The 19,235-nt window shown below is 63.3% G+C and carries 19 protein-coding genes; 16 read left to right on the top strand and 3 right to left on the bottom strand.

The window, feature by feature from the left end; genetic code table 11:
- The first annotated feature begins 6 nt into the window (after window positions 1-6).
- The 8 genes from ACIQCM_RS10195 (at window position 7) to ACIQCM_RS10160 (ending at window position 7,526) form a co-directional block, all read left to right on the top strand.
- Window positions 7-627, top strand: coding sequence for a flavin reductase family protein (locus ACIQCM_RS10195; protein ID WP_400605583.1), 621 nt, complete (start codon window positions 7-9; stop codon window positions 625-627).
- Between the two features lie 178 nt (window positions 628-805).
- On the top strand, window positions 806-1,486 hold the full coding sequence (locus ACIQCM_RS10190) for a hypothetical protein (protein ID WP_400605585.1): 681 nt from the start codon (window positions 806-808) through the stop codon (window positions 1,484-1,486).
- 33 nt (window positions 1,487-1,519) lie between these two features.
- Window positions 1,520-1,849 (top strand): hypothetical protein, encoded by a 330-nt coding sequence (locus ACIQCM_RS10185; RefSeq protein ID WP_400605588.1) that lies wholly within the window; start codon window positions 1,520-1,522, stop codon window positions 1,847-1,849.
- A 470-nt stretch (window positions 1,850-2,319) separates the two neighbouring features.
- Window positions 2,320-3,579: an ABC transporter substrate-binding protein gene (locus ACIQCM_RS10180; protein ID WP_400605590.1), complete on the top strand. Its 1,260-nt coding sequence runs from the start codon at window positions 2,320-2,322 to the stop codon at window positions 3,577-3,579.
- Window positions 3,580-3,756: 177 nt separating this feature from the next.
- The gene (locus ACIQCM_RS10175; protein WP_400605592.1) at window positions 3,757-4,527 is read left to right on the top strand and encodes a carbohydrate ABC transporter permease; all 771 of its coding nucleotides are present in this window, start codon (window positions 3,757-3,759) and stop codon (window positions 4,525-4,527) included.
- 13 nt (window positions 4,528-4,540) lie between these two features.
- Window positions 4,541-5,419, top strand: a complete 879-nt coding sequence (locus ACIQCM_RS10170; protein ID WP_400605594.1) for a carbohydrate ABC transporter permease — start codon at window positions 4,541-4,543, stop codon at window positions 5,417-5,419.
- Window positions 5,420-5,453: 34 nt separating this feature from the next.
- Entirely contained in the window at window positions 5,454-6,455 is a 1,002-nt protein-coding gene (locus tag ACIQCM_RS10165; protein ID WP_400605596.1) for an NAD-dependent epimerase/dehydratase family protein, read from the top strand.
- Window positions 6,456-6,494: 39 nt separating this feature from the next.
- Window positions 6,495-7,526, top strand: a complete 1,032-nt coding sequence (locus ACIQCM_RS10160) for an aldo/keto reductase (RefSeq protein WP_400605597.1) — start codon at window positions 6,495-6,497, stop codon at window positions 7,524-7,526.
- On the opposite strand, the gene ACIQCM_RS10155 is transcribed toward ACIQCM_RS10160, so the two are convergent.
- Window positions 7,523-8,545 (bottom strand): LacI family DNA-binding transcriptional regulator, encoded by a 1,023-nt coding sequence (locus ACIQCM_RS10155; protein WP_400605599.1) that lies wholly within the window; start codon window positions 8,543-8,545, stop codon window positions 7,523-7,525. The two genes, ACIQCM_RS10160 and ACIQCM_RS10155, sit on opposite strands and share 4 nt — an antisense overlap.
- A gap of 237 nt (window positions 8,546-8,782) precedes the next feature.
- Window positions 8,783-9,550, bottom strand: coding sequence for a haloacid dehalogenase type II (locus ACIQCM_RS10150; RefSeq protein ID WP_400605602.1), 768 nt, complete (start codon window positions 9,548-9,550; stop codon window positions 8,783-8,785).
- A 155-nt stretch (window positions 9,551-9,705) separates the two neighbouring features.
- Here ACIQCM_RS10150 and ACIQCM_RS10145 point away from each other — a divergent pair, with 155 nt between their 5' ends.
- Together ACIQCM_RS10145 and ACIQCM_RS10140 are read left to right on the top strand one after the other, a co-directional pair.
- A complete protein-coding gene (locus tag ACIQCM_RS10145; protein ID WP_400605605.1) occupies window positions 9,706-10,740 on the top strand; it encodes an AAA family ATPase in 1,035 nt (344 codons plus the stop codon).
- Between the two features lies 1 nt (window position 10,741).
- Window positions 10,742-11,605 (top strand): class I SAM-dependent methyltransferase, encoded by an 864-nt coding sequence (locus ACIQCM_RS10140; RefSeq protein WP_400605608.1) that lies wholly within the window; start codon window positions 10,742-10,744, stop codon window positions 11,603-11,605.
- Window positions 11,606-11,685: 80 nt separating this feature from the next.
- On the opposite strand, the gene ACIQCM_RS10135 is transcribed toward ACIQCM_RS10140, so the two are convergent.
- Window positions 11,686-12,756: a LacI family DNA-binding transcriptional regulator gene (locus ACIQCM_RS10135; protein WP_400605610.1), complete on the bottom strand. Its 1,071-nt coding sequence runs from the start codon at window positions 12,754-12,756 to the stop codon at window positions 11,686-11,688.
- A 215-nt stretch (window positions 12,757-12,971) separates the two neighbouring features.
- Here ACIQCM_RS10135 and ACIQCM_RS10130 point away from each other — a divergent pair, with 215 nt between their 5' ends.
- Genes ACIQCM_RS10130 through ACIQCM_RS10105 form a run of 6 tightly spaced genes read left to right on the top strand, consistent with a single transcriptional unit; the run spans window position 12,972 to window position 19,196 of the window.
- Window positions 12,972-13,454, top strand: coding sequence for a hypothetical protein (locus ACIQCM_RS10130; protein WP_400605612.1), 483 nt, complete (start codon window positions 12,972-12,974; stop codon window positions 13,452-13,454).
- A gap of 52 nt (window positions 13,455-13,506) precedes the next feature.
- Window positions 13,507-14,667 (top strand): substrate-binding domain-containing protein, encoded by a 1,161-nt coding sequence (locus ACIQCM_RS10125; RefSeq protein WP_377215182.1) that lies wholly within the window; start codon window positions 13,507-13,509, stop codon window positions 14,665-14,667.
- A 55-nt stretch (window positions 14,668-14,722) separates the two neighbouring features.
- On the top strand, window positions 14,723-16,231 hold the full coding sequence (locus tag ACIQCM_RS10120; RefSeq protein ID WP_400605614.1) for a sugar ABC transporter ATP-binding protein: 1,509 nt from the start codon (window positions 14,723-14,725) through the stop codon (window positions 16,229-16,231).
- 3 nt (window positions 16,232-16,234) lie between these two features.
- Window positions 16,235-17,218, top strand: coding sequence for an ABC transporter permease (locus ACIQCM_RS10115; RefSeq protein WP_377215184.1), 984 nt, complete (start codon window positions 16,235-16,237; stop codon window positions 17,216-17,218).
- Between the two features lie 5 nt (window positions 17,219-17,223).
- The gene (locus ACIQCM_RS10110; RefSeq protein WP_377215185.1) at window positions 17,224-18,378 is read left to right on the top strand and encodes a Gfo/Idh/MocA family protein; all 1,155 of its coding nucleotides are present in this window, start codon (window positions 17,224-17,226) and stop codon (window positions 18,376-18,378) included.
- Window positions 18,375-19,196: a sugar phosphate isomerase/epimerase family protein gene (locus tag ACIQCM_RS10105; RefSeq protein WP_400605616.1), complete on the top strand. Its 822-nt coding sequence runs from the start codon at window positions 18,375-18,377 to the stop codon at window positions 19,194-19,196. Before ACIQCM_RS10110 ends, ACIQCM_RS10105 begins: the two co-directional genes overlap by 4 nt.
- Window positions 19,197-19,235 lie beyond the last annotated feature (39 nt).

Below are 19,235 nucleotides of genomic sequence, written 5' to 3'. Positions count from 1 at the left end.
GGCGGCATGCGCACCGACTTCAGCCCCTCGGCCGCGTCCGCCCGTGATTTCTACCGGCTGCTGACCGCGGTGGTGGTGCCGCGGCCGATTGCCTGGGTGTCGAGTGTTTCGCCGGACGGCATTGACAACCTTGCGCCGCACTCGTTCTTCACCGTCGCGTCCACAAGCCCGCCCATCGTGCAGTTCACGTCGGTGGGGGAGAAGGATTCGCTCCGCAACATCACGGCGTCCGGAGAGTTTGTCGTCAACCTCGCTCCGGCCAGCCTCCTCGAGGAGATCAACGCGACCGGCACGAATTTCCCGCCGGAGGTCAGCGAGTTCGACGCCGCCGGGGTGGCCCGCGAGCCCAGCGTCACCGTGCGCGCGCCGAGGGTGAAGGAATCACCCGCGGTGCTCGAATGCCGGCTCCACTCGGTGCTGCCGATGGGGGACTCCACCCTGGTGTTCGGCGAAGTGACCCACGCAGCCGTGAGTGATTCGGTGCTGGACGGCAGCCACCCGCGGATCGACCTGCTGGAACCGCTGGCCCGGCTGGGGCTGGACGAGTGGGGAATCCTGGGCGACATCCGGGACCTGAGCCGGATCAGGCTGAAGGACTGGCCCGGCCACTTCCGCCCGGCACTCTAGGCCCGCCCACCACCGACGCTCTCTCACTTGATGCAGGTTTTCTTCCGACGCTCTCTCACTTAGTGCAGGATTTCCGAGAACGCTTCCGCACGGACTTAGGTCCCTGTTCCGGATAAACCCCCGGGCGTAGCTTGAGAACAGGGCCGGCACCCGCGGGCCCGCTCTCGAAGGGGGCATCATGGCCAGGCCCAAAATCCCGGTATTCAGCGTTCTGGGGCTCTCGGGCCTAATGATGCTCACGGGATGCTTCGGGCCTCCGGCCCCTTCCCCGACCGCCTCCTCCGCCGCCCCGACGACGACGGCCAGCGCCTCCCCGACGTCAACGACGACGGCGTCCCCCACCTCACCTGCCGCCACACCGACCGCGACTGTCCCGACGTCCGTACCGCCGTCGTCCGCCCCGGCAAGCCCGCCCCCGACTGCCGGGCCCGCGCCAACAGGCCTGCCGGAGCAGGTGGCCCCGCTGACGGTCTACTACGTCGCGGTGGGGGACAACGGCGTGGCCGGGCCTGCCATCGGCTGCGGCGACAGTGCGGTGGCCACCACCACGGCGCCGGTCCGCTTCATGGACCAGGTGGGCCCCAGCATCAGGACACTGCTGGCGAACAAGAGCCGTGACGTTGGCCTGTCCGGGCTGGTGAATGCCCTGTATCAGTCGAACCTCGCGTACGTCGGCGGCGAGCTGAGCGGCAGCACCATTACCATCTGGCTGACCGGCCAGTTCACGCTGGGCGGGGTGTGCGATGTCCCGCGTGCCAAGGCGCAGCTGGAGTACACCGCCATGGCGGCGTCGGGGGTCACCAGCGCGCAGGTGTTCGTCAACGGGCGGCCCATCGACGAGGTGCTCAGCCTCAAATAGTGGCTGGTTGGTTCAGAGGGAAAGGAGACGTCCATGCAGTGGGACCTGGGATTCGGCGGCGTGGCGCTGCTTGGGGCCATGTCGCTGGCATTCGGCCTTATTGCCCGTCTGATCGTGGGCAAAGGCCTGCCCAAGTGGGTGTGGCTGCTTTCGGCGGTGGCCTACTTCTGCGCCGCGATTCTGGTCAGCGAGGTGTTTTTCGGCTGGGCAACGGAGACGGAGCTGCAGCCGAACATCGACGGCCTGTCTTTCGACGAGGTGCAGCTGGTGACCCTCGCCGGTCTCATCGCGGCCCTCGTGGCGCGCTACTTGATCCGCAGGAAGCGCCGCCCGGTGAAGCCGGTACGTGGGACCCCCGCCTGAAACTGGCCTCCCGTGCACCGGATGCAACGGGGGCGTCCTGGACACCGGTCTCCGTCCTGCGCGCTGTTCGACTCCCTGGAGATCGACCACCGCTGCCACCCACCTTCCAGCTGCTTCCGTGATCGATGCCTTGGCATGCTCGGGACGGTGGTTCATGTCCTCGAGCACGGCACCGCGTTCACCTCCGCTAGGGGGAGAGGCCAGCCCCCCGGCCGATGGCTCGGGCCAGGATGGCTAGCAACAGCGTGCCGCCTCGTTGGCTCGGGAGCGTCAGTGATGTAATCGATTACTTTTCATCATATTGCTTGGAAATAGGGTCTTTTTTCCATTCTCTGATTAAAAATGTAACCGATTACTTGACAGTCGATCTTGGCCGCTTGTAGCTTGAGGTGCAGCGCGTTGGCTCCGGTGTGGCAGGCAGCGAGCTTAAGGAGTGGGCCACCGGGGTTCCACGGGTTGAAGGGGTTTTCATGAAGCAGAAAAGAATGTGGTTCACCTGCATCGCGGCTGTTGGGGCGGCAGCGATATCCCTGACGGGATGTGGAAACGCGGGGTCAAGTTCGGATGCAAAGGCGGATGGTGGACGCGGACCCATTACGTTCGCCTCGGGTAAAGATTTCACCCAGGAGATGCAGAACCGGATCGATATATGGAACGACAAGCATCCCGACGAAAAAGTCACCATGCTGCAGCTCTCGGCGTCTCCGGACGACCAGCGAACATCATTCGTTCAAAATTTCCAAGCCAAGAGCGATAAATATGATGTGCTCTGGTCTGATGTGGTCTGGACGTCCGAGTTTGCGTCCCGCGGCTGGATCGAAAAGCTGGATAAGGAACGTTTCGGCGGGGACCGGCTGCTGCCCAGCGCAGTGGACACGGCCATGTACAACGGCAAACTTTACGGCGCCCCGTTCATGACCAACGCAGGGCTGCTCTACTACCGTTCAGATTTGGTCCCTAAAGCGCCCGTTACCTGGCAAGAGCTAAGGGCCGCCTGTGAAATTGCGAAGCAACACAAAATGGATTGCTATGCCGGCCAGTTCTCACAGTACGAAGGCCTGACGGTCAACACCGTGGAGGCGCTGAATTCCGCAGGCGGTGCAGTGCTCAGCGAGGACGGAAAATCTGCAACCGTCAACACACCTGAGGCCAAGGAGGGGCTGAAGTTCCTGGTCGACATGGTCAAGGACGGCAACATCAGCAAAGAAGCCCTGACCTACAAGGAAGAGGAAAGCAGGCGTGCATTTGTGGAGGGGCGGTTGATGTTCCTTAACAACTGGCCCTACGTATACTCTTCCGCCAGCGCTGACGGTTCCGCAATCAAGGGCAAGTTCGGTATGGCCACGCTTCCCGGCAAGGACGGCCCCGGGGTCGCGAGCCTCGGCGGCATTGACCTGGCAGTCTCGGCCTTCTCCAAGCACAAGGAAACGGCCAAGGACTGGATCGAATTCATGCAGTCCGATGAGACGCAGCGCTCCGTGGTCAAAGACATGAACCAGGCGTCCGTCGTAGCTGCCCTCTACGACGACCCCGAACTGGTCAAGGCTTCGCCCTACCTGCCCACTTTGAAGGAATCCCTTGTGGGAGCCAATCCGCGGCCGAAGACGGCGAAGTACAACGCGGTGAGCCTGGCGATCCAGAAGAACGCCTACAAGGCACTGCAGGGCGACGTCTCCGTCGATGAAGCTTTGCAGGCCATGCAGCAGGAACTGACAGAAGCCATCAAGTAGGACGATGTGACGCAAAGACTATCCGAAAGGCGGGCTCCCCGGACCAGCGTTGATGCTGGTCCGGGGAAGGTCCCCGCAACACGCAAAGGGTCCTCTGAAGGTCGGCTCGCCTTTTGGCTGATCGTCCCCTCATTGGCCGTCCTGGCCCTGGTGATCGGATATCCGGTACTTCAGGCAATGGGGAGGTCCCTGTTCAGCGACGGACTGCCGGAAGAAATACAGTTTGTGGGCCTGGACAATTACACGAAGGCGTTATGGGGCTCCGGCGCGGCAGAGTTCTGGGCCGCTTTCAACACCACTTACTTCTTCACTGCCGTGACGGTGGTGTTGGAAACGGTCATCGGGTTTGCCATGGCACTGATCATGAACGAAGCCTTCCGCGGCCGGGGACTGATGCGGGCCAGCGTCCTGATTCCGTGGGCTGTTCCTACAGCCGTGGCCGCTGTGCTGTGGCGCTGGGCCTTTGACCCGCGGGGCATCATCAACCATCTCTTCGGCACCGCGATTATTTGGGGCGCCAGTGAATGGCCCTCGAAGCTCGCGATCGTCATCGCTGATACATGGAAAACGGCACCGTTCGTCGCCTTGCTGATCCTTGCCGGGCTTCAGGTCATCCCGTCAGAGGTGTACGAAGCGGCCAAAGTGGACGGCGCCGGTGCAGTGAAACGCTTCTTCAACATCACGCTTCCACTAGTCAAGCCGGCACTGCTGGTGGCCGTGCTTTTCCGGATGCTCGATGCGCTCCGGATGTACGACCTGCCGGTGATCCTGACCAACGGTGCCAATGACACCACCACCCTGTCCATCCTCGTGGTCAGATCCAGCATCGGTAACCTCGAGCCCGGATATGGCGGGGCGCTGTCCACCCTGACGTTCCTCCTGATCTTCGTCACAGCGTTCCTCTTCGTACGCCTGCTCGGGGCCAAAGTCGTCGCCTCCAAAGAATAGAAATAGAGGACCCATGGCAACTCTGACTAGTACCGCTGGCGCAGCTCCGAAGATCCGGAGAAGCGTCCACGACCGCATCCGGCGCACTCGTTTCTATGCCGGCATCCTCTTCATCGTGGCCTTCTGCATCGCGCCGTTCTACTGGATGACAGTCTCATCCCTGAAACCCACCGCCGAAATCTTCGATAACCGGCTGTGGCCGCTGAACCCTTCCGGCGTCAACTATGCGGCGGTGTTCGGCAGCAGCAACAACTTCATCCTGGCCCTGCAGAACAGCTTCATCATCGCCTCGACCGTTACCGGAGTTTCCATCGTGATCGGGGTGCTTGCCTCGTATGCCCTCGCCAGGCTGGAGTTCAGGGGTAAAACGCTGACACTGGCGTTCTTCCTGGGAGCCTCCATGTTCCCCGGGGTGGCGATCCTGACACCGCTGTTCCAGATCTTTGCCGATTGGGGATGGATTGACACGTACCAGGCCATGATCGTCCCGGACATCAGCTTCACCCTTCCGCTGGGCATCTGGATCCTCACGAGCTTCTTCGTCGCCATGCCCTGGGAACTGGAAGCGGCGGCCCGCATCGACGGCTGCACGCCTTGGCAGGCGTTCCGCAAAGTCATCCTTCCCCTGGCCATGCCCGGGGTCTTCACCACAGCCATCCTGGTGTTTATTTCCGCCTGGAACGAATTCATGATCGCCAATTCCATGTCCCAGACTCCGGCCGCCCAGCCCGTGACCGTCGCTGTGGCCCAGTTCACGGGAGACTCACAGTTCGACCAGCCGTTCGGAACGCAGATGGCCGCCGGCGTCGTGGTCACGGTGCCGCTGGTCATTCTCGTGCTGCTCTTCCAACGCAAGATCATCAGCGGCCTGACTGCCGGAGGAGTCAAATGACGACGGACGCCATAAATAACCAGAGGAGAACAGCGTGACAGCCCTGAAAGTACTCTTCATCGGCGGCAGCGGCATCATCAGCGCGCACTGCACCCGCCGCGCGGTCGAAGCGGGTATGAATGTCTATGTCCTGAACCGAGGCACGAACGGTTTGCGCGAGATACCCGAGGCCGCCACCCGGCTCAGGGGCGACTCCCGCGATCCGCTCTCGGTCCAGGAGGCCATAGGCGGCCTGACCTTCGACGTCGTCGTCAACTGGGTGAACTTCACGCCCGACCAGGTGAAGCAGGATATCGAAATTTTCCGCGGCCGCACAGGACAGTACATCTTCATCAGCTCGGCCTCGGCCTACCAGACGCCGCCCACGCGCCTGCCTGTCTTGGAGTCGACGCCGTTGCGGAACCCTTTCTGGGAATACTCGCGCAACAAGATCGCCTGTGAGGAACAGCTCATGGACGCTTACCGGGCCGACGCTTTTCCGGTCACCATAGTGCGCCCATCGCACACCTATGACGAAACCATGATCCCGTTCGACGGCGGCTGGACGGTGGTGGAGCGGATGCGTCAGGGCAAGCCGGTGATCGTGCCAGGTGACGGAACATCGCTTTGGACCATCACGCACAGCAAGGACTTCGCATCCGGCTTCACCGGCCTGCTCGGAAACGCCTCCGCAGTTGGCGAAGCGGTGCACATCACTGGTCAGGAGTCTCCTTCCTGGAACCAGATTTACAGCCAGGTAGCCGCGGCCGCAGGCGTGTTGGAGCCCGTACTCCTCCATGTTGCCTCAGATGCCATCGCCGCCGCCGATAATGAATGGGGAGCTGCGCTGCTGGGGGATAAGTCGAACACGATGATCTTCGACAACAGCAAGATACGCTCCCTCGTCCCCGGCTTTTCGGCCACAATCCCCTTCAGCCAGGGTGCCCGCGAAATGATCGCCTGGCACGATGAAGACCCTGCCCGGAGACAAGTGGACGAACGGATGAACGTGCTCATGGACAGGCTCGCGGATGCCTACAGGCCCCGCCCTCTCTGATTCTCCTCTTTCCAACGACCCTCACCTAAAGGAAGTACCGTGCTGTACAACACCCTTGGCCGCAGCGGCCTGACCGTTTCCAGGTATGCGCTTGGAACCATGACCTTTGGCAGCGAAACGGATGAAACGGATGCCTTCGCGCAGTTGGATAATTTTGTCGAACAGGGCGGGACCATGCTCGACTGCGCCGACGTGTATGGGGGCGGTGCGGCAGAGAGCATCGTGGGCCGGTGGCTCAAGGCCCGGCCCGAGAGCATCACGGCCCCCGTCGTCCTTCTGACCAAGGGACGCTTCCCCGTGGAGCGGGCCACCGGGGCTGAGGGTACTTCGCGCCGCCACCTGCGCAGGGCATTGGACAATTCCCTGCGCCGGTTGGGCACCGACCACATCGACATCTACATGGCGCACTCCTTCGATCCGCTGACCCCGTTGGAGGAGACGCTCGGATTCCTCGACGACGCGATCAGGCAGGGAAAGATCTCCTATTGCGGCCTCTCGAACTTTCTCGGCTGGCAGGTCCAGAAAGCGGCCGAGGTGTGCCGCCGCAACGGGTTCGCGCTTCCTGTCACCATGCAACCCAGCTACAGTCTCCTGGTCCGCGAAATCGAGTGGGAAATCCTCCCCGCCTGCCTCGAAAATGGCATGGGCCTGATGGCATGGTCGCCCTTGGGCGGCGGCTGGCTCACGGGGAAGTACCGCCGCGACGTCGACCCCACCGGAGCCACTCGCCTGGGTGAGGACCCTTCCCGGGGAATAGAGGCCTATGCCAAGCGTGCCGCCAGCAACCAGACCTGGGAAGTACTCGACGTCGTACACAAGATTGCCGACGACAGGGGAGCCTCCATGGCTCAGGTTGCGTTGGCTTGGGTGGCGCAGAAGCCCGGCGTGTCGACGGTTCTCGTCGGCGCCCGGACGCAGGTTCAGCTCAAGGACAACCTGGGGGCGGCAGCCCTGACACTCACACCGGAGGAGATGGCCATCCTGGATCGGGCCAGCGCTCCGCAGTGCGGCGACTGGCCCTACGGGCCGGCGGGCAACGAGCAGCGTTCGAGGGTGCTGCCCGGCGGTTAAGACCCGGACGAACCCTGAGCTGATCCCGCGCCGGTTGAACCGCGCGGGATCAGCTCCGTCGGTAGTACTTTGGCGGTGCGTTCACGCGAGGGATCCTCCAGATCGGCGAGTAGATTCTTCGCCGCTGTTGAGCCGATGAGTTCCAGGGGCTGGCTGACCGTGCTCAAATCCATCACCTCAGCGAGGTCATGGCCGTCGAAACCAATAATGGCTACCTCCTTCCCCGGCTGGATTCCGCGGCCCTTCATGGCCTGGAGGGCGCCGAAAGCCATCTCGTCGGAAAACGCAAAGACAGCAGTGGGCGGTTTGTCGGCGTCCAATATTTCTCCCATTGCCCGGGCGCCGCCCTGTACGGTGAAATCACCGCCGGCCTCAATGCCGTTGTCGATCAAAAGACCCGCCCGGTCCATTGCCTCGGAGTACCCGAGGTACCTTTGGTGCTCCAGGACCATGGGGTTGTCCTTTTCGCGACCGTAAATCACGCCGATCCGGTCGTGGCCACGCTCGATAAGATGGGTGGTCGCTTTCACAGCGCCTGCCCGGTCGTCTATCCGGACGCTCGACGTCCACGGCGCGCTGGCTCCGATCATGGTTATCGGCATCCTGAGTTTGAAGAGCTCTTCCAGATCGGGGCTCTCGGCCGCAACGGAGAGAATAAGAAAGCCGTCAGCGCGCCGGGCAAGTCGCTGGTGCGGCGGCACGGGGTGCGGATCACTAGGGTCGCCGGTGCAGTACAAAAGGAGATCAAAATTCGCAGCCCGCAGCTCGCGCTCAATGCCCGCAAGCATGCGGCCAAAAGACCAGCGGTCGACGTACGGCGTTATGATCCCGATACTGCCGGCCTTGCCGGTGGAAAGAGCCGCTGCCGCGGGAGATCCGACATACTGTAGCCGCGCGGCTACTTCGAGGACATGACGGCGGGTGTCCTGGTCCACTGATTCCATGCCGCGCAACGCCCGTGACACAGTGGCTGTGGAGACGCCAGCAACCCTTGCAACATCCTTGACCGTTATGCCCACGACTGTCCTTCGCTCCTCTTCCGCGGAGGTCCGCCAATGCCGGCGTTACCGCTTCCCTTACAACCCATAAAGCCTGATTCATCCCTGCCAGAGAGGCATCGCATTGGGCTTATCCCATCATCCCGCGCAATTCATTCCGGCCGCCCCCGACACGGTGCCAAAGCAGCATACGACGTGCTGTGGAGGCCCAATGTTCTGGTCTTGGGTCAGGACCGTGGCGGGTCCAGCCAACCGATGTTACGCGTTTGTTGGATCTGCGAGGGTCCCGAGGAGGCCGGCCAGTTCCGGAATGCTAGCGGCCGAGAGGTCCCAGTCGGCCTCCGGGGCAAGGTCCGCCGTCTGGGCAGGGCCGTATTCGGTGGGGCGGGCGATGAAGGCCGTGGCCAGTCCCGCTGTCCGGGCGGCCTGCAGGTCGTCGTTGTGGGCCGCCGCGAGCATCACTTCGCCGGGGTCTAGGTCCAGGAACTCCGCGGTCCGAAGATAGGCCTGCGGCAGCGGTTTGTAGGTGCGGGTCATGTCCGAGCCGATGATCACGTCCCACGGCAGGCCGGCGTTCCGGGCCATGTCCAGCAGCAGGGAGGTGTTGCCGTTGGACAGGGGTCCCACAATGTAGCAGCGGCGGATGGCGGCCAGGCCTTCCACGCTGTCCGGCCACGGCGGGAGCCGGTGCCAGGACCTGCTGAGTTCCTGCAGAGTTCCCGCATCGAGCCGCTCCGGGTCGAAGCCGTGCTGGCGGAGCACCTGGTCCAGGTTTTCCCGGTGCAACGTATCCAACGTGGCAAACTCACGGGCGCCGCTGCGGATGGCGTCCATGGCCGGCTGGTACAGGGCGCGCCAGTCGTCCGCGAAGGCCTCGGCGTCGAGATGTTGCCCCCGCTCCGCGGCAAAGGCCGCCGCCTCCCGTGCGACACCGGAGCGCCAGTCCACCACGGTCCCAAAGGTGTCGAAAAGGACGGCGCGCACCTCGCGCCCGGCGGATGGTGAACGGTACGGGTGGAACCCCATGTCCTGTCTCCTTCTGTGGATTGCCCTGACCGATAGTCTGGCAGCATGGGCACTGATTTCAGCCACCCGGCTGCGCCCGGCCGCGATTTCTATCAGCTTCTTTCCGTGTAGCTCCTTGGATCCAGGACCTGGGCTTAGAGGTTTACAGTGGAGGCATGGCTCACGGCCGCAACCCGCTCGACGACCTGCGCGAAACCATCGGCCACCTGGCCGATCAGCTCAAGCTGCCCGGGTCGGACCGCGTTGACGACCTTGTCGGTGACCTCATGGGTGCGAGGCCCGGGCCGACACGGCCGCTGGCCGAGGTGCAGGCGGAACTGGACGCGCTGGTCGGGCTGGAGACCGTAAAGGAACAGGTCCGCGCCCTCGTGGCGCTGCTCCAGGTCCAGGCCCGCCGGAAAGCGCACGGCCTGCCGGAGGTGGCCACGTCGCAACATTTGGTGTTTCTCGGAAACCCGGGCACGGGCAAGACCACCGTGGCTCGGCTTCTGGCCGAGATGTACCGCGCTGTCGGCCTGCTGCAGAAGGGCCACCTGGTGGAGGTGGACCGTTCGGGCCTGGTGGGGCAGTACGTCGGGCAGACCGCCATCAAGACCGACCGGGTGATCCGGCGCGCGCTGGACGGCGTCCTGTTCATCGACGAGGCCTACGCGCTGGCCCCCGAGGACGGCCGGATGGATTTCGGGCCCGAGGCGATCGAGGTCCTGCTCAAGCGGATGGAGGACCACCGCCACCGGCTTGTGGTGATCGTGGCCGGCTATCCGCGGCTGATGGAGGCTTTCCTGCTTTCCAACCCGGGATTGCGCTCGCGGTTCGCCCGCGAGATTACGTTTCCGGACTATTCCGTCGACGCGCTCCAGGAGATCTTCCACCGGATGCTGGCCCAGCACGAGTACATGCTGGAGCCCGAGGCGGACCAGGTGCTGCGCCAGATCTTCACCGGCCTCCACGCGGGCGAGGATTCGGGCAACGCACGGTTCGCCCGCACGCTGTTCGAACAGGCCCTCAACCGGCAGGCGCTGCGGCTGTCGCTCGACGAGGAACAAAGCCTCGACGCGCTGGACCGTGACGCCGTCATGACGCTTACGGCGGACGACATCATCCAGGCCGCGCTGGCCCTGGGCGAGGAACCGGAGCCCGAACCGGTGCCGGAACCTGAGCAGCCACGCTGGTGGCGCTGGCTGGTGTGACATGATCGTGCCCGATATCTCCCAGGACGCCGTGGCAGTGGCGGACCACTACGACGACCTCGATCCCGTGTACCGCCGGGTGTGGGGTGACCATGTCCATCACGGGTTCTGGTTGACGGGCCGGGAGACACCTCGTGAAGCGGTCGAGGCGCTGGTGGACGCGGTTGGCGACCGGCTGCGTCTCGCGCCCGGCCAAACATGCGTGGACATTGGCTGCGGCTACGGCGCCACCGCCAGGCAGGTCGCGGTGACGCGCGGGGTCCGCGTCACCGGTTTCACGCTGTCCGCCGAGCAGGCCCAGTACGCCGCTGCGCATCCGGTACCGGGCGTGGACATCCAGGTCCGCGACTGGCTTACCAACGGCTTGGCTGATGCCGCGGTTGACGCCGCATGGGCGATCGAGTCGAGCGAGCACATGGTGGATAAGCCCAGGTTCTTCGCCGAAGCGCACCGCGTGCTGGCCCCGGGCGGCCGCCTGGTCGTCTGCGCGTGGCTCGTCGGGACCGATGCCAGGGGCTGGAAGGTCCGCCACCTGCTGGAGCCGATCTGCCGCGAAGGGCGCCTGCCGTCGATGGGCACGCGCGAGGAGTATGAGGCGATGGCAACGGCGGCGGGCTTTACGGTCGCCAGCTATGAGGACGTCAGCCGCCGCGTGGCCCGCACCTGGTGGATCTGCGCCGGCAGGCTCCCGAAGGTCCTGCTCATCGATCGCGAAATGCGCGGCGTCGCCCTGGGCGCACGCAACCGCGGTGCTGTCCTGAGCATTCCCCGCATGATCCTTGCCTACCGCACCGGCGCAATGCGCTACGGAATCTTCACGCTGACGAAGGCCGGGGAGAACGGCACGGCAGGCGATCCCGGCTAGTAGTCCCGCCGTCGTCCCCTCCGACGCTCTCTCACTTAATGCAGGTTTTCCGCGAACGCTCGCTCACTTCCCTGCCGTTTCTACGTTTGGGAGGTGGCTTGGCGGGCACTGTCGCGCACCACAAGGGTGGGCGGGATCGGCGTGCGGTCAACGTCCCGCCCCTCCATGGCACCCAGAAGCACCTCGGTGCTCATCAGCGCCAGCGCGGTGAAGTCCTGGCGCACGGTGGTCAGGGGAGGAAGGAAATAATCAGATCCTTCAACGTCGTCGAATCCCACGATGCTGACGTCCTCCGGAACGCGGATGCCGTTTTCGGTGAAAGCCCGGATCAGTCCGAGGGCAGTGTGGTCACTGGCTGCGAAGATGGCCTGGGGAACTCTTCCCTCGCGCACCAGCCGGATGCCCGTCTCATAGGCCCACCTGGGGCTCCAGTCGCCCTCGAGGCAAAGCCCCGGCGTGAGTCCGGCCTCCCTCAGCGCCGCTTCCCAGCCGCGTTTGCGCACCCGGCCATCGAACCATTCCATGGATCCTGCAATATGGGCGATGTCCCTATGGCCCAGATCTATGAGGTGCTGGGTGGCCAGCCTCGCTCCCAGTTCCTGGTTTTCCGAGTACGTGAAGACGTTGGGGGTTGAGGATGCCCCGGCGGCAATCATCTCCACAGGGACGCGGCACGTGGCGTTCCATACGGCGGCTGCCATGTCCACCACCGGGGCAATGACGATGATTCCCCCCACTCCGGTATCGTCCAGGGTGTCGAGGGCGTCCTGGACGGACGCATCATAGGGCTTCTCGACACTGATGACGGTTGTGGCATAGCCCTTCTTCCGGGCAACGTTTTCGAGAGCCATCAGCGTACCCACAGGACCAAACCGCGGCGAACCGTCGGAAAGTATGCCGATGGACGTCGATCGGCTGGTAACCAATGCAGTGGCCGCCCGGTTGCGCCGGTAGCCGATGTCTTTGATGACCTGCAAGACACGTTCCCGTGTCGCGGCGCTCACATCCGGCGCGTCATTGAGCACCCGCGAAACCGTGCCGAACGACACGCCGGCCGCGCTCGCGACATCGTTGATAGTAGGCTTGCGCCGCCGCAACGGGGCGTCCGGTAACCTCTCGTTCGCCTCGCGGGGAACAGTCGTGCCTGCCACACTCTCTCCTGTCTAGCACCTCAATGGCACAAACCCTCGGGTTCCATGCCTTTCGATCTTACGCCGGGCCACCGGCCCGCGCGCCGGAAAGGAATTGCAATGTGATGGTTGACACCTCTCTCCGTAAACGTTTACGATGGTGTCCGTAAACGTTCACGGTATTCCATAAACGCTTACGGAAGTGACCCCAACCACCAACGGAGGAAAGGAGCGGGATGGCTGACACGATCGCCGACGCCCTCGCGCTCGATCCCAACACTGGGCTTCAAAACGTCGATGAGTCCCAGTGGGCAAATTTGGAACTGATCCTGGAAGACGCGCCGCCGAACGATCTCGCAGCCGCTGTCCGCACCTTTGTCCCTGCCGGTTCCTCGGCGGTCATCGGAATCTTCGATGAAAACCTGCTTTGGGCAAGCCTGGTCCTCTTCGTCGACAACTCGGGTAAACCCGCCTCGGTGTCCACCATCTCCGGCCCCGCCGCGGAACCGGGCGCTGACATGGGGAAGGCGGCTAACGAGGCGGTGAAGTGGGTTCAAGCCCACCACGGGCCATGTTCCCTCGGTTTGTTCGTCGACAGAGTGCACGCAGAGGCGCTCCTGAGAGCTTCAGACAAGGCCGCTGCCATCCGCGCAGCGTCGGCCTCCGGCGGGCTTGTCCTGTCGCCGGTTCCTCCAGCCCTGGCTATTGCCCTCGCCTGACCCACATTCAACATCCACCCCATCCATCCACCACTCAAAGCACTGGAGAACAATGATGATCCGCAGGCTTCCCATTGTGGCCCTCGCCGCAGCCTTGTCCCTATCCATCGCTTCCTGCAGCAGCCCGGCAGCAGACACCTCGAATGCTCCCGACGCCGGCGTGTCAGAGAAGGCCCAGCAGGCCCTCGATAAGATCAAGGGACAGGTCCTGAGCAAGGGCCCCAACGGCGAGACCCCCTCGCCCGCCTCCGTCGCAGATTTGACGCCCGAAGAGATCGAGAAGGTCAAGGGACTCAACGCCAAAGCCGCCATCGTGATGCACTACGGCGGCAACGACTGGGCCACGGCCCAGGTCAACGGGCTCAAGAGTGAATTCGAAAAACTCGGCATCAAGGTCATCGCCACAACGGATGCGAACTTCAAGCCGGACAAGCAGGTCTCGGACATCGAGACGGTCATGACCCAGGACCCTGACATCATCGTCTCCATCCCCACCGATCCCGTCGCCACGGCATCGGCCTATAAGAAGGCTGCAGCTGCCGGGACAAAGCTCGTCTTCATGGACAACATCCCCCAGGGACTGACCGCCGGTAAGGACTACGTTTCTGTTGTTTCCGCCGACAACTACGGCAACGGCGTCGTCTCTGCCCACCAGATGGCTAAAGCACTCGGGGGCAAGGGGAAGATCGGGGTGGTCTTCCACCAGGCCGACTTCTTCGTAACCAAGCAGCGTTACGACGGGTTCAAGGAAACGATTACGAAGGAATATCCGGAGATCCAGATCGTCGAAGAAAAGGGGATCGCCGGTCCCGACTTCGCTGGAGACGCACAGGCTGCTGCCAACGCCATGTTGAGCAAGTACCCCGACCTGTCCGGCATCTGGGCTGTCTGGGATGTCCCCGCAGAAGGGGTCATGGCAGCCGCGAGGGCCGCGGGCCGGCAGGACCTGAAAATCGCCACCGAGGACCTGGGCAAGAACGTCGCGATTGCCCTGGCCAAAGACGAACTCATTGTTGGCCTTGGAGCGCAGGTCCCGTTCGACCAGGGTGTCACGGAAGCGCGGCTGGCCGCAGGGGCGCTCATCGGCAAGGAAGCTCCGGCCTACGTGGCACTGAGCGCCCTCCCGGTTGACCACTCCAACGTTCTGGAAGCCTGGAAGCAGGTCTACCACGAGGATGCTCCGAAGGACATCCGGGACTCCTACAAGCAGTAGCCAAGAACCGGCGGTGCGGGGGTTCCTTCCTCCGCACCGCGCCGAAAGGGCAACGATGAACACCGCAGACAATGTCGTCGAAATGCGATCGATCTCCAAGGGCTTCAACGGCGTTACCGTACTGAAGGACGTGAGCTTCGACGTCCGCAAGGGCGAAGTCCACGCGCTCGCAGGCGGCAACGGCGCAGGGAAGTCCACGCTGATGAAAATCCTCCAGGGCGTTTACCAGGCAGATGCCGGGGAGATCCTTGTTGGAGGCAAACCGACAGCCATAAACTCCATCCAGGACGCGAAGGCCGCCGGAATCGGAATGGTCTTCCAGGAATTCAGCCTGGTACCGAGCCTGACCGTAGCCAAAAACATCTTCCTTGCCGCCGAACCGCTCGGCGTGGGGGGAATGATCGACGACCGTGCCGCGGTGCGCCGGGCCAGGGAAGTCTTCACTGAGATGGAGGTCGACGTCGACCCGCGCGCCGAGGTCTCGCGGCTCGGCACTGCCTACTGGCAGCTGACCGAGATCGCCAAGGCGCTCGCACAGAACGCCCAGGTGCTGATCATGGACGAACCCACAGCCAGCCTTGCCCGGCATGAATCCGAAGCCCTCTTCGAACTGATTGACCGGCTCAAGCAGCGCGGCATTTCAATCATCTATATCTCCCACCGCATGGATGAGGTGTACAGGCTTGCGGACCGGATCACTATCCTCCGCGACGGCCGCCACCTCCTCACCGCGCCACTGACGGACGTCACTCCCGAACAGATCGTGGAAGGCATCGTGGGCAAGAAGATCGAGGGCCAGCTTTCCTATCGTGCCCGGGACCACGTGGCACACGAAGGGGCGCCGCTGCTGGAAGTCCGCGGACTCAATGCGGGGCCGCGCGTCCGGGACGTTTCCTTTACACTCCGGCCCGGCGAAATCCTTGGCCTGGCAGGGCTGATGGGAAGCGGACGAACCGAACTCGCGCGTGCACTCTTCGGAATTGACAAGGCGGAAAGCGGCGAAGTCCTCCTGCGGGGAAAGAAGGTAACCCTGACCTCACCGCAGCAGGCCATCAATGCCGGCCTCGCCCTCATCCCGGAGGACCGCAGGGCCCAAGGGCTTGTCCTGGAGCACTCCGTCCACGACAACCTGCTGCTTCCCCTCCTCAGCCAGATCCAGCGGGGACCCTTCCTGGACGGGGCCAAGGCGAAGGAGCTGTCTTCGTCCTTGATTAAGAGGTTCGCAGTGAAAGTCGCCCATCCCCACCGTCCGGTGCGGCTCCTTTCGGGCGGAAACCAGCAGAAGGTGGTCATCGCCAAGTGGCTGGGTACCGACCCGGACATTCTGATCCTGGACGAGCCCACGGCCGGCGTCGACATCGGCACCAAAAGCGAAATCCTGGACATGATCCGTGAACTGGCCAGTACCGGAAAAGCCGTCATCGTCATCTCCTCCGAGTATCCAGAACTACTTGCGGTCAGCGACCGCGTCCTCGTCCTCAAGGACGGTTCCATCATCCGTGACATTCCCCGCAGCGAAATCGCTGACGAGGAATATCTCCAACTCGCAGTCCAAGGAGTCTGAACAGTGAGCAAGGCAAACTCCGTAGCGCCGCGGGACAACGCGGCCCGCAATTTCGGTACCGTCCTGAAAGAACTCGACTGGCGTCGCTATGTCATCTACATCGGCTTCGTCGTGGTCTTCCTTTTCTTCGCAGTTTTGCTGCGCGACCAGGGCTTCATGTCGCCAAACAATCTGCTGAACATCTTCCGGCAGACCGCCACGATCACCGTCATCGCCGTCGGCATGACCTATGTGATCGCGTGTGCAGAGATCGACTTGAGCGTCGGATCCGTGGCCGGTCTCTCCAGTGTCTGCACCGCGATGGCACTCTCCCAGTGGGGCCTGATCCCCGGCATCCTGGCCGGCCTCGCTGTCGGGCTCGTCGTCGGGTCGGTCAACGGTGCCCTGGTCAGCCTCCTTGGCATCCCTTCCTTCCTGGTGACGCTCGGCATGCTGGGCATCGCCGTCGGCGTGGCCCAGTGGATCACGGCCTCGGCGCCTCAGCCCATCCTTAACGACACGTTCAACATGCTGTTTGGATCCGGCAATTTCGGTCCGATTCCGGGTCTGGTGGTGTGGAGCGCCATCTTCGTCGCCATTGGCGCCGTCGTGCTGAACCGCACCAAGTTCGGCCGTCAGGTCCTGGCTACTGGAGGCAACCGCAACGCCGCAGAGTTTACCGGCATCAACACCAAGCGCATCAAATTCCAGGTGCTCCTTATCTCGGCCGTGGCGGCAAGCGTCGCCGGCATGCTCTACGCCGGACGTCTCCAGTCGGGGCGGTTTCAGTGGGGATCCGGAGACGAACTCTCCGCCATCGCTGCCGTCATCCTGGGTGGAACCAGCCTCTTTGGCGGGTTCGGGTCCATCATCGGCACTCTCTTCGGGGCGCTGCTGATTGGACTGATCAACAACGGACTGATCCTCGCAGGGCTCGACAGCAGCCAGCAGCAGGTGGTGCGCGGTGCCATCATCATCCTGGCTGTCGCGCTGGCCAGGAAGAAGTAGCACCCGTGACTTTCCAACTACGGGCCGGAATCATCGGAACAGGATTCATGGGCTCTGTCCACGCCCATGCAGTTCGCGCAACAGGCGGTGAAGTCACCGCAGTCGCCGGCCGGACCTTGGCAGCAGCCGAGTCCGCCGTAGCCGGACTCGGCGCCCGTTTCGCGGCCGCTACGCCCGAGGCATTGATAGCCCGGGACGACGTGGACGTGGTCCACATTTGCACACCGAATGCGACCCACGCCGACCTCGCCCGCAAGGCCATTGCTGCAGGAAAGGCAGTCGTCTGCGAAAAGCCACTGGCCACCAGCGTTGATGACGCCCGGGAGCTGAAAGAGCTCGCGGACCAGGCCGGCGTGGTTACTGGCGTTCCGTTCGTGTACCGGTTTTATCCGGCCGTGCGCGAAGCGCGGGACCGGATCGCCCGCGGCGAGGCGGGCAGTCTTTGGCTCCTGCACGGCTCGTACCTGCAGGACTGGCTCGTGGGCGCAGAAGCCACCAACTGGCGGGTCGATTCATCGATCGGCGGTGCGTCCAGGGCTTTCGGTGACATCGGCGTCCACTGGTGCGACCTCATGGAATTCACCACCGGGCACAAGATTATCCGGCTCGTAGCGAGCACCAGCCGTGCCTACGATCAGCGGGAAACAGGAGGGAGTATGTCCTCTGTGGCTACCGAGGACGGGGCGACGCTCCTGTTCGAGACGGACCAGGGCGCCACAGGATCCCTGGTAGTCAGCCAGGTCAGTCCCGGAAGGAAGAACCGCCTCTGGTTCTCTTTCGACGGCACCGAAGCGTCCTTCAGTTTCAACCAGGAACGGCCGGACACCCTGCACATGGGCCGCACCGACTCAACCGCCCACATCCCGGTAGGCCCTCAAACCCTCACAACCCCCGGCGGGAGACGGTACGCCACGCTTCCTCCGGGTCACCCGCAGGGCTACCAGGACAGCTTCAATGCCTTCGTCGCAGACGTATATGCGGCTGTCCAGGGTCAAGAACCCGACGGTCTGCCCACCTTCCGGGATGGACTGCGGGCAGCACTCCTCACCGATGCAGTCGTACGCTCAGCCGCGCAGCAGACGTGGGTCGACGTTCCCCAGACAGACAACCTCATCGGATCACTCAAGTCTTCCTCAGCAGCTGAAAGGCAGAAGCAATGAAACTCGGTTACTGTTCCATCACCTGGGGCGGCGTCGTCGGCCACCCGCAAGGCGTGACCAGCGTGAAGGACCTTTTCTACCTGACCCACGGGTCGATGCGGGACGCCGTCCAGGACATCGCCTCAGTCGGCTACCAGGGTGTTGAAATGTTCGACGGCAACCTCGCGGAGTACGCAGAGAAGCCCGAAGAACTCAAGGAGATCCTGGCTACTGCCGGAATCGAACTAACCAGCGTCTATACCGGGGCGAACTTCATCTATTCCGACATACTTCCCGACGAGCTCCACCGGATCCACCGCGCCGCCGAGTTGGCTGCCGGCTTCGGAGCCGAACGGCTAGTAGTAGGAGGCGGAGCACGCCGCGCGGCCGGCACCACCGAGGAAGACTACCGCCGGCTCGGCCAGGCGCTGGACAAAGTCACGGACATCGCAGAAAGCTTCGGGCTGTCAGCCAGCTACCACCCGCACTTGAGCACCATCGTGGAGAGCCCGGACGAACTGGACAAGCTGATGCCGCTCACCCGGATCGGCTTCTGCCCCGACACCGCCCACCTTGCTGCCGGTGGGGCCGACCCGGCCGCGATTATCCGGAAATACCCAGACCGTATCCGGCACGTGCACCTTAAAGACTTCCAGCGGGACCCCTTCAATTTCCTGCCCCTGGGACAGGGCGAGCTGGACTTCCCGGACATCATCGCCGCAATCCGGGAAAGCGGGTATGACAGCTGGCTCATGGTCGAACTCGACAACTACGACGGCGACCCCCGGGAAGCGGCCGCCATCAGCAAGAAATACCTGGAAAAGCTCCTCTCCAACTAATTTTCAACCGCAGGGCATCGCCAAAGCCGGCATCAGCCC

The sequence above is a fragment of the Pseudarthrobacter sp. NPDC092439 genome (assembly GCF_044754945.1).
Taxonomy (GTDB): domain Bacteria; phylum Actinomycetota; class Actinomycetes; order Actinomycetales; family Micrococcaceae; genus Arthrobacter.
The sequence above is the reverse complement of the archived record's forward strand: the minus strand, read 5'-3'. Positions and strand labels throughout refer to the sequence as shown.

What these genes read in the sequence shown, in the direction of transcription:
- ACIQCM_RS10175 (WP_400605592.1), top strand. Translation starts at nt 3,757, where the DNA reads ATGGGGAGGTCCCTGTTCAGCGACGGACTGCCGGAAGAAATACAGTTT.
- ACIQCM_RS10180 (WP_400605590.1), top strand. Translation starts at nt 2,320, where the DNA reads ATGAAGCAGAAAAGAATGTGGTTCACCTGCATCGCGGCTGTTGGGGCG.
- ACIQCM_RS10130 (WP_400605612.1), top strand. Translation starts at nt 12,972, where the DNA reads ATGGCTGACACGATCGCCGACGCCCTCGCGCTCGATCCCAACACTGGG.
- ACIQCM_RS10120 (WP_400605614.1), top strand. Translation starts at nt 14,723, where the DNA reads ATGAACACCGCAGACAATGTCGTCGAAATGCGATCGATCTCCAAGGGC.
- ACIQCM_RS10170 (WP_400605594.1), top strand. Translation starts at nt 4,541, where the DNA reads ATGGCAACTCTGACTAGTACCGCTGGCGCAGCTCCGAAGATCCGGAGA.
- ACIQCM_RS10125 (WP_377215182.1), top strand. Translation starts at nt 13,507, where the DNA reads ATGATGATCCGCAGGCTTCCCATTGTGGCCCTCGCCGCAGCCTTGTCC.
- ACIQCM_RS10145 (WP_400605605.1), top strand. Translation starts at nt 9,706, where the DNA reads ATGGCTCACGGCCGCAACCCGCTCGACGACCTGCGCGAAACCATCGGC.
- ACIQCM_RS10190 (WP_400605585.1), top strand. Translation starts at nt 806, where the DNA reads ATGGCCAGGCCCAAAATCCCGGTATTCAGCGTTCTGGGGCTCTCGGGC.
- ACIQCM_RS10185 (WP_400605588.1), top strand. Translation starts at nt 1,520, where the DNA reads ATGCAGTGGGACCTGGGATTCGGCGGCGTGGCGCTGCTTGGGGCCATG.
- ACIQCM_RS10105 (WP_400605616.1), top strand. Translation starts at nt 18,375, where the DNA reads ATGAAACTCGGTTACTGTTCCATCACCTGGGGCGGCGTCGTCGGCCAC.
- ACIQCM_RS10140 (WP_400605608.1), top strand. Translation starts at nt 10,742, where the DNA reads ATGATCGTGCCCGATATCTCCCAGGACGCCGTGGCAGTGGCGGACCAC.
- ACIQCM_RS10195 (WP_400605583.1), top strand. Translation starts at nt 7, where the DNA reads ATGCGCACCGACTTCAGCCCCTCGGCCGCGTCCGCCCGTGATTTCTAC.
- ACIQCM_RS10150 (WP_400605602.1), bottom strand. Translation starts at nt 9,550, where the DNA reads ATGGGGTTCCACCCGTACCGTTCACCATCCGCCGGGCGCGAGGTGCGC.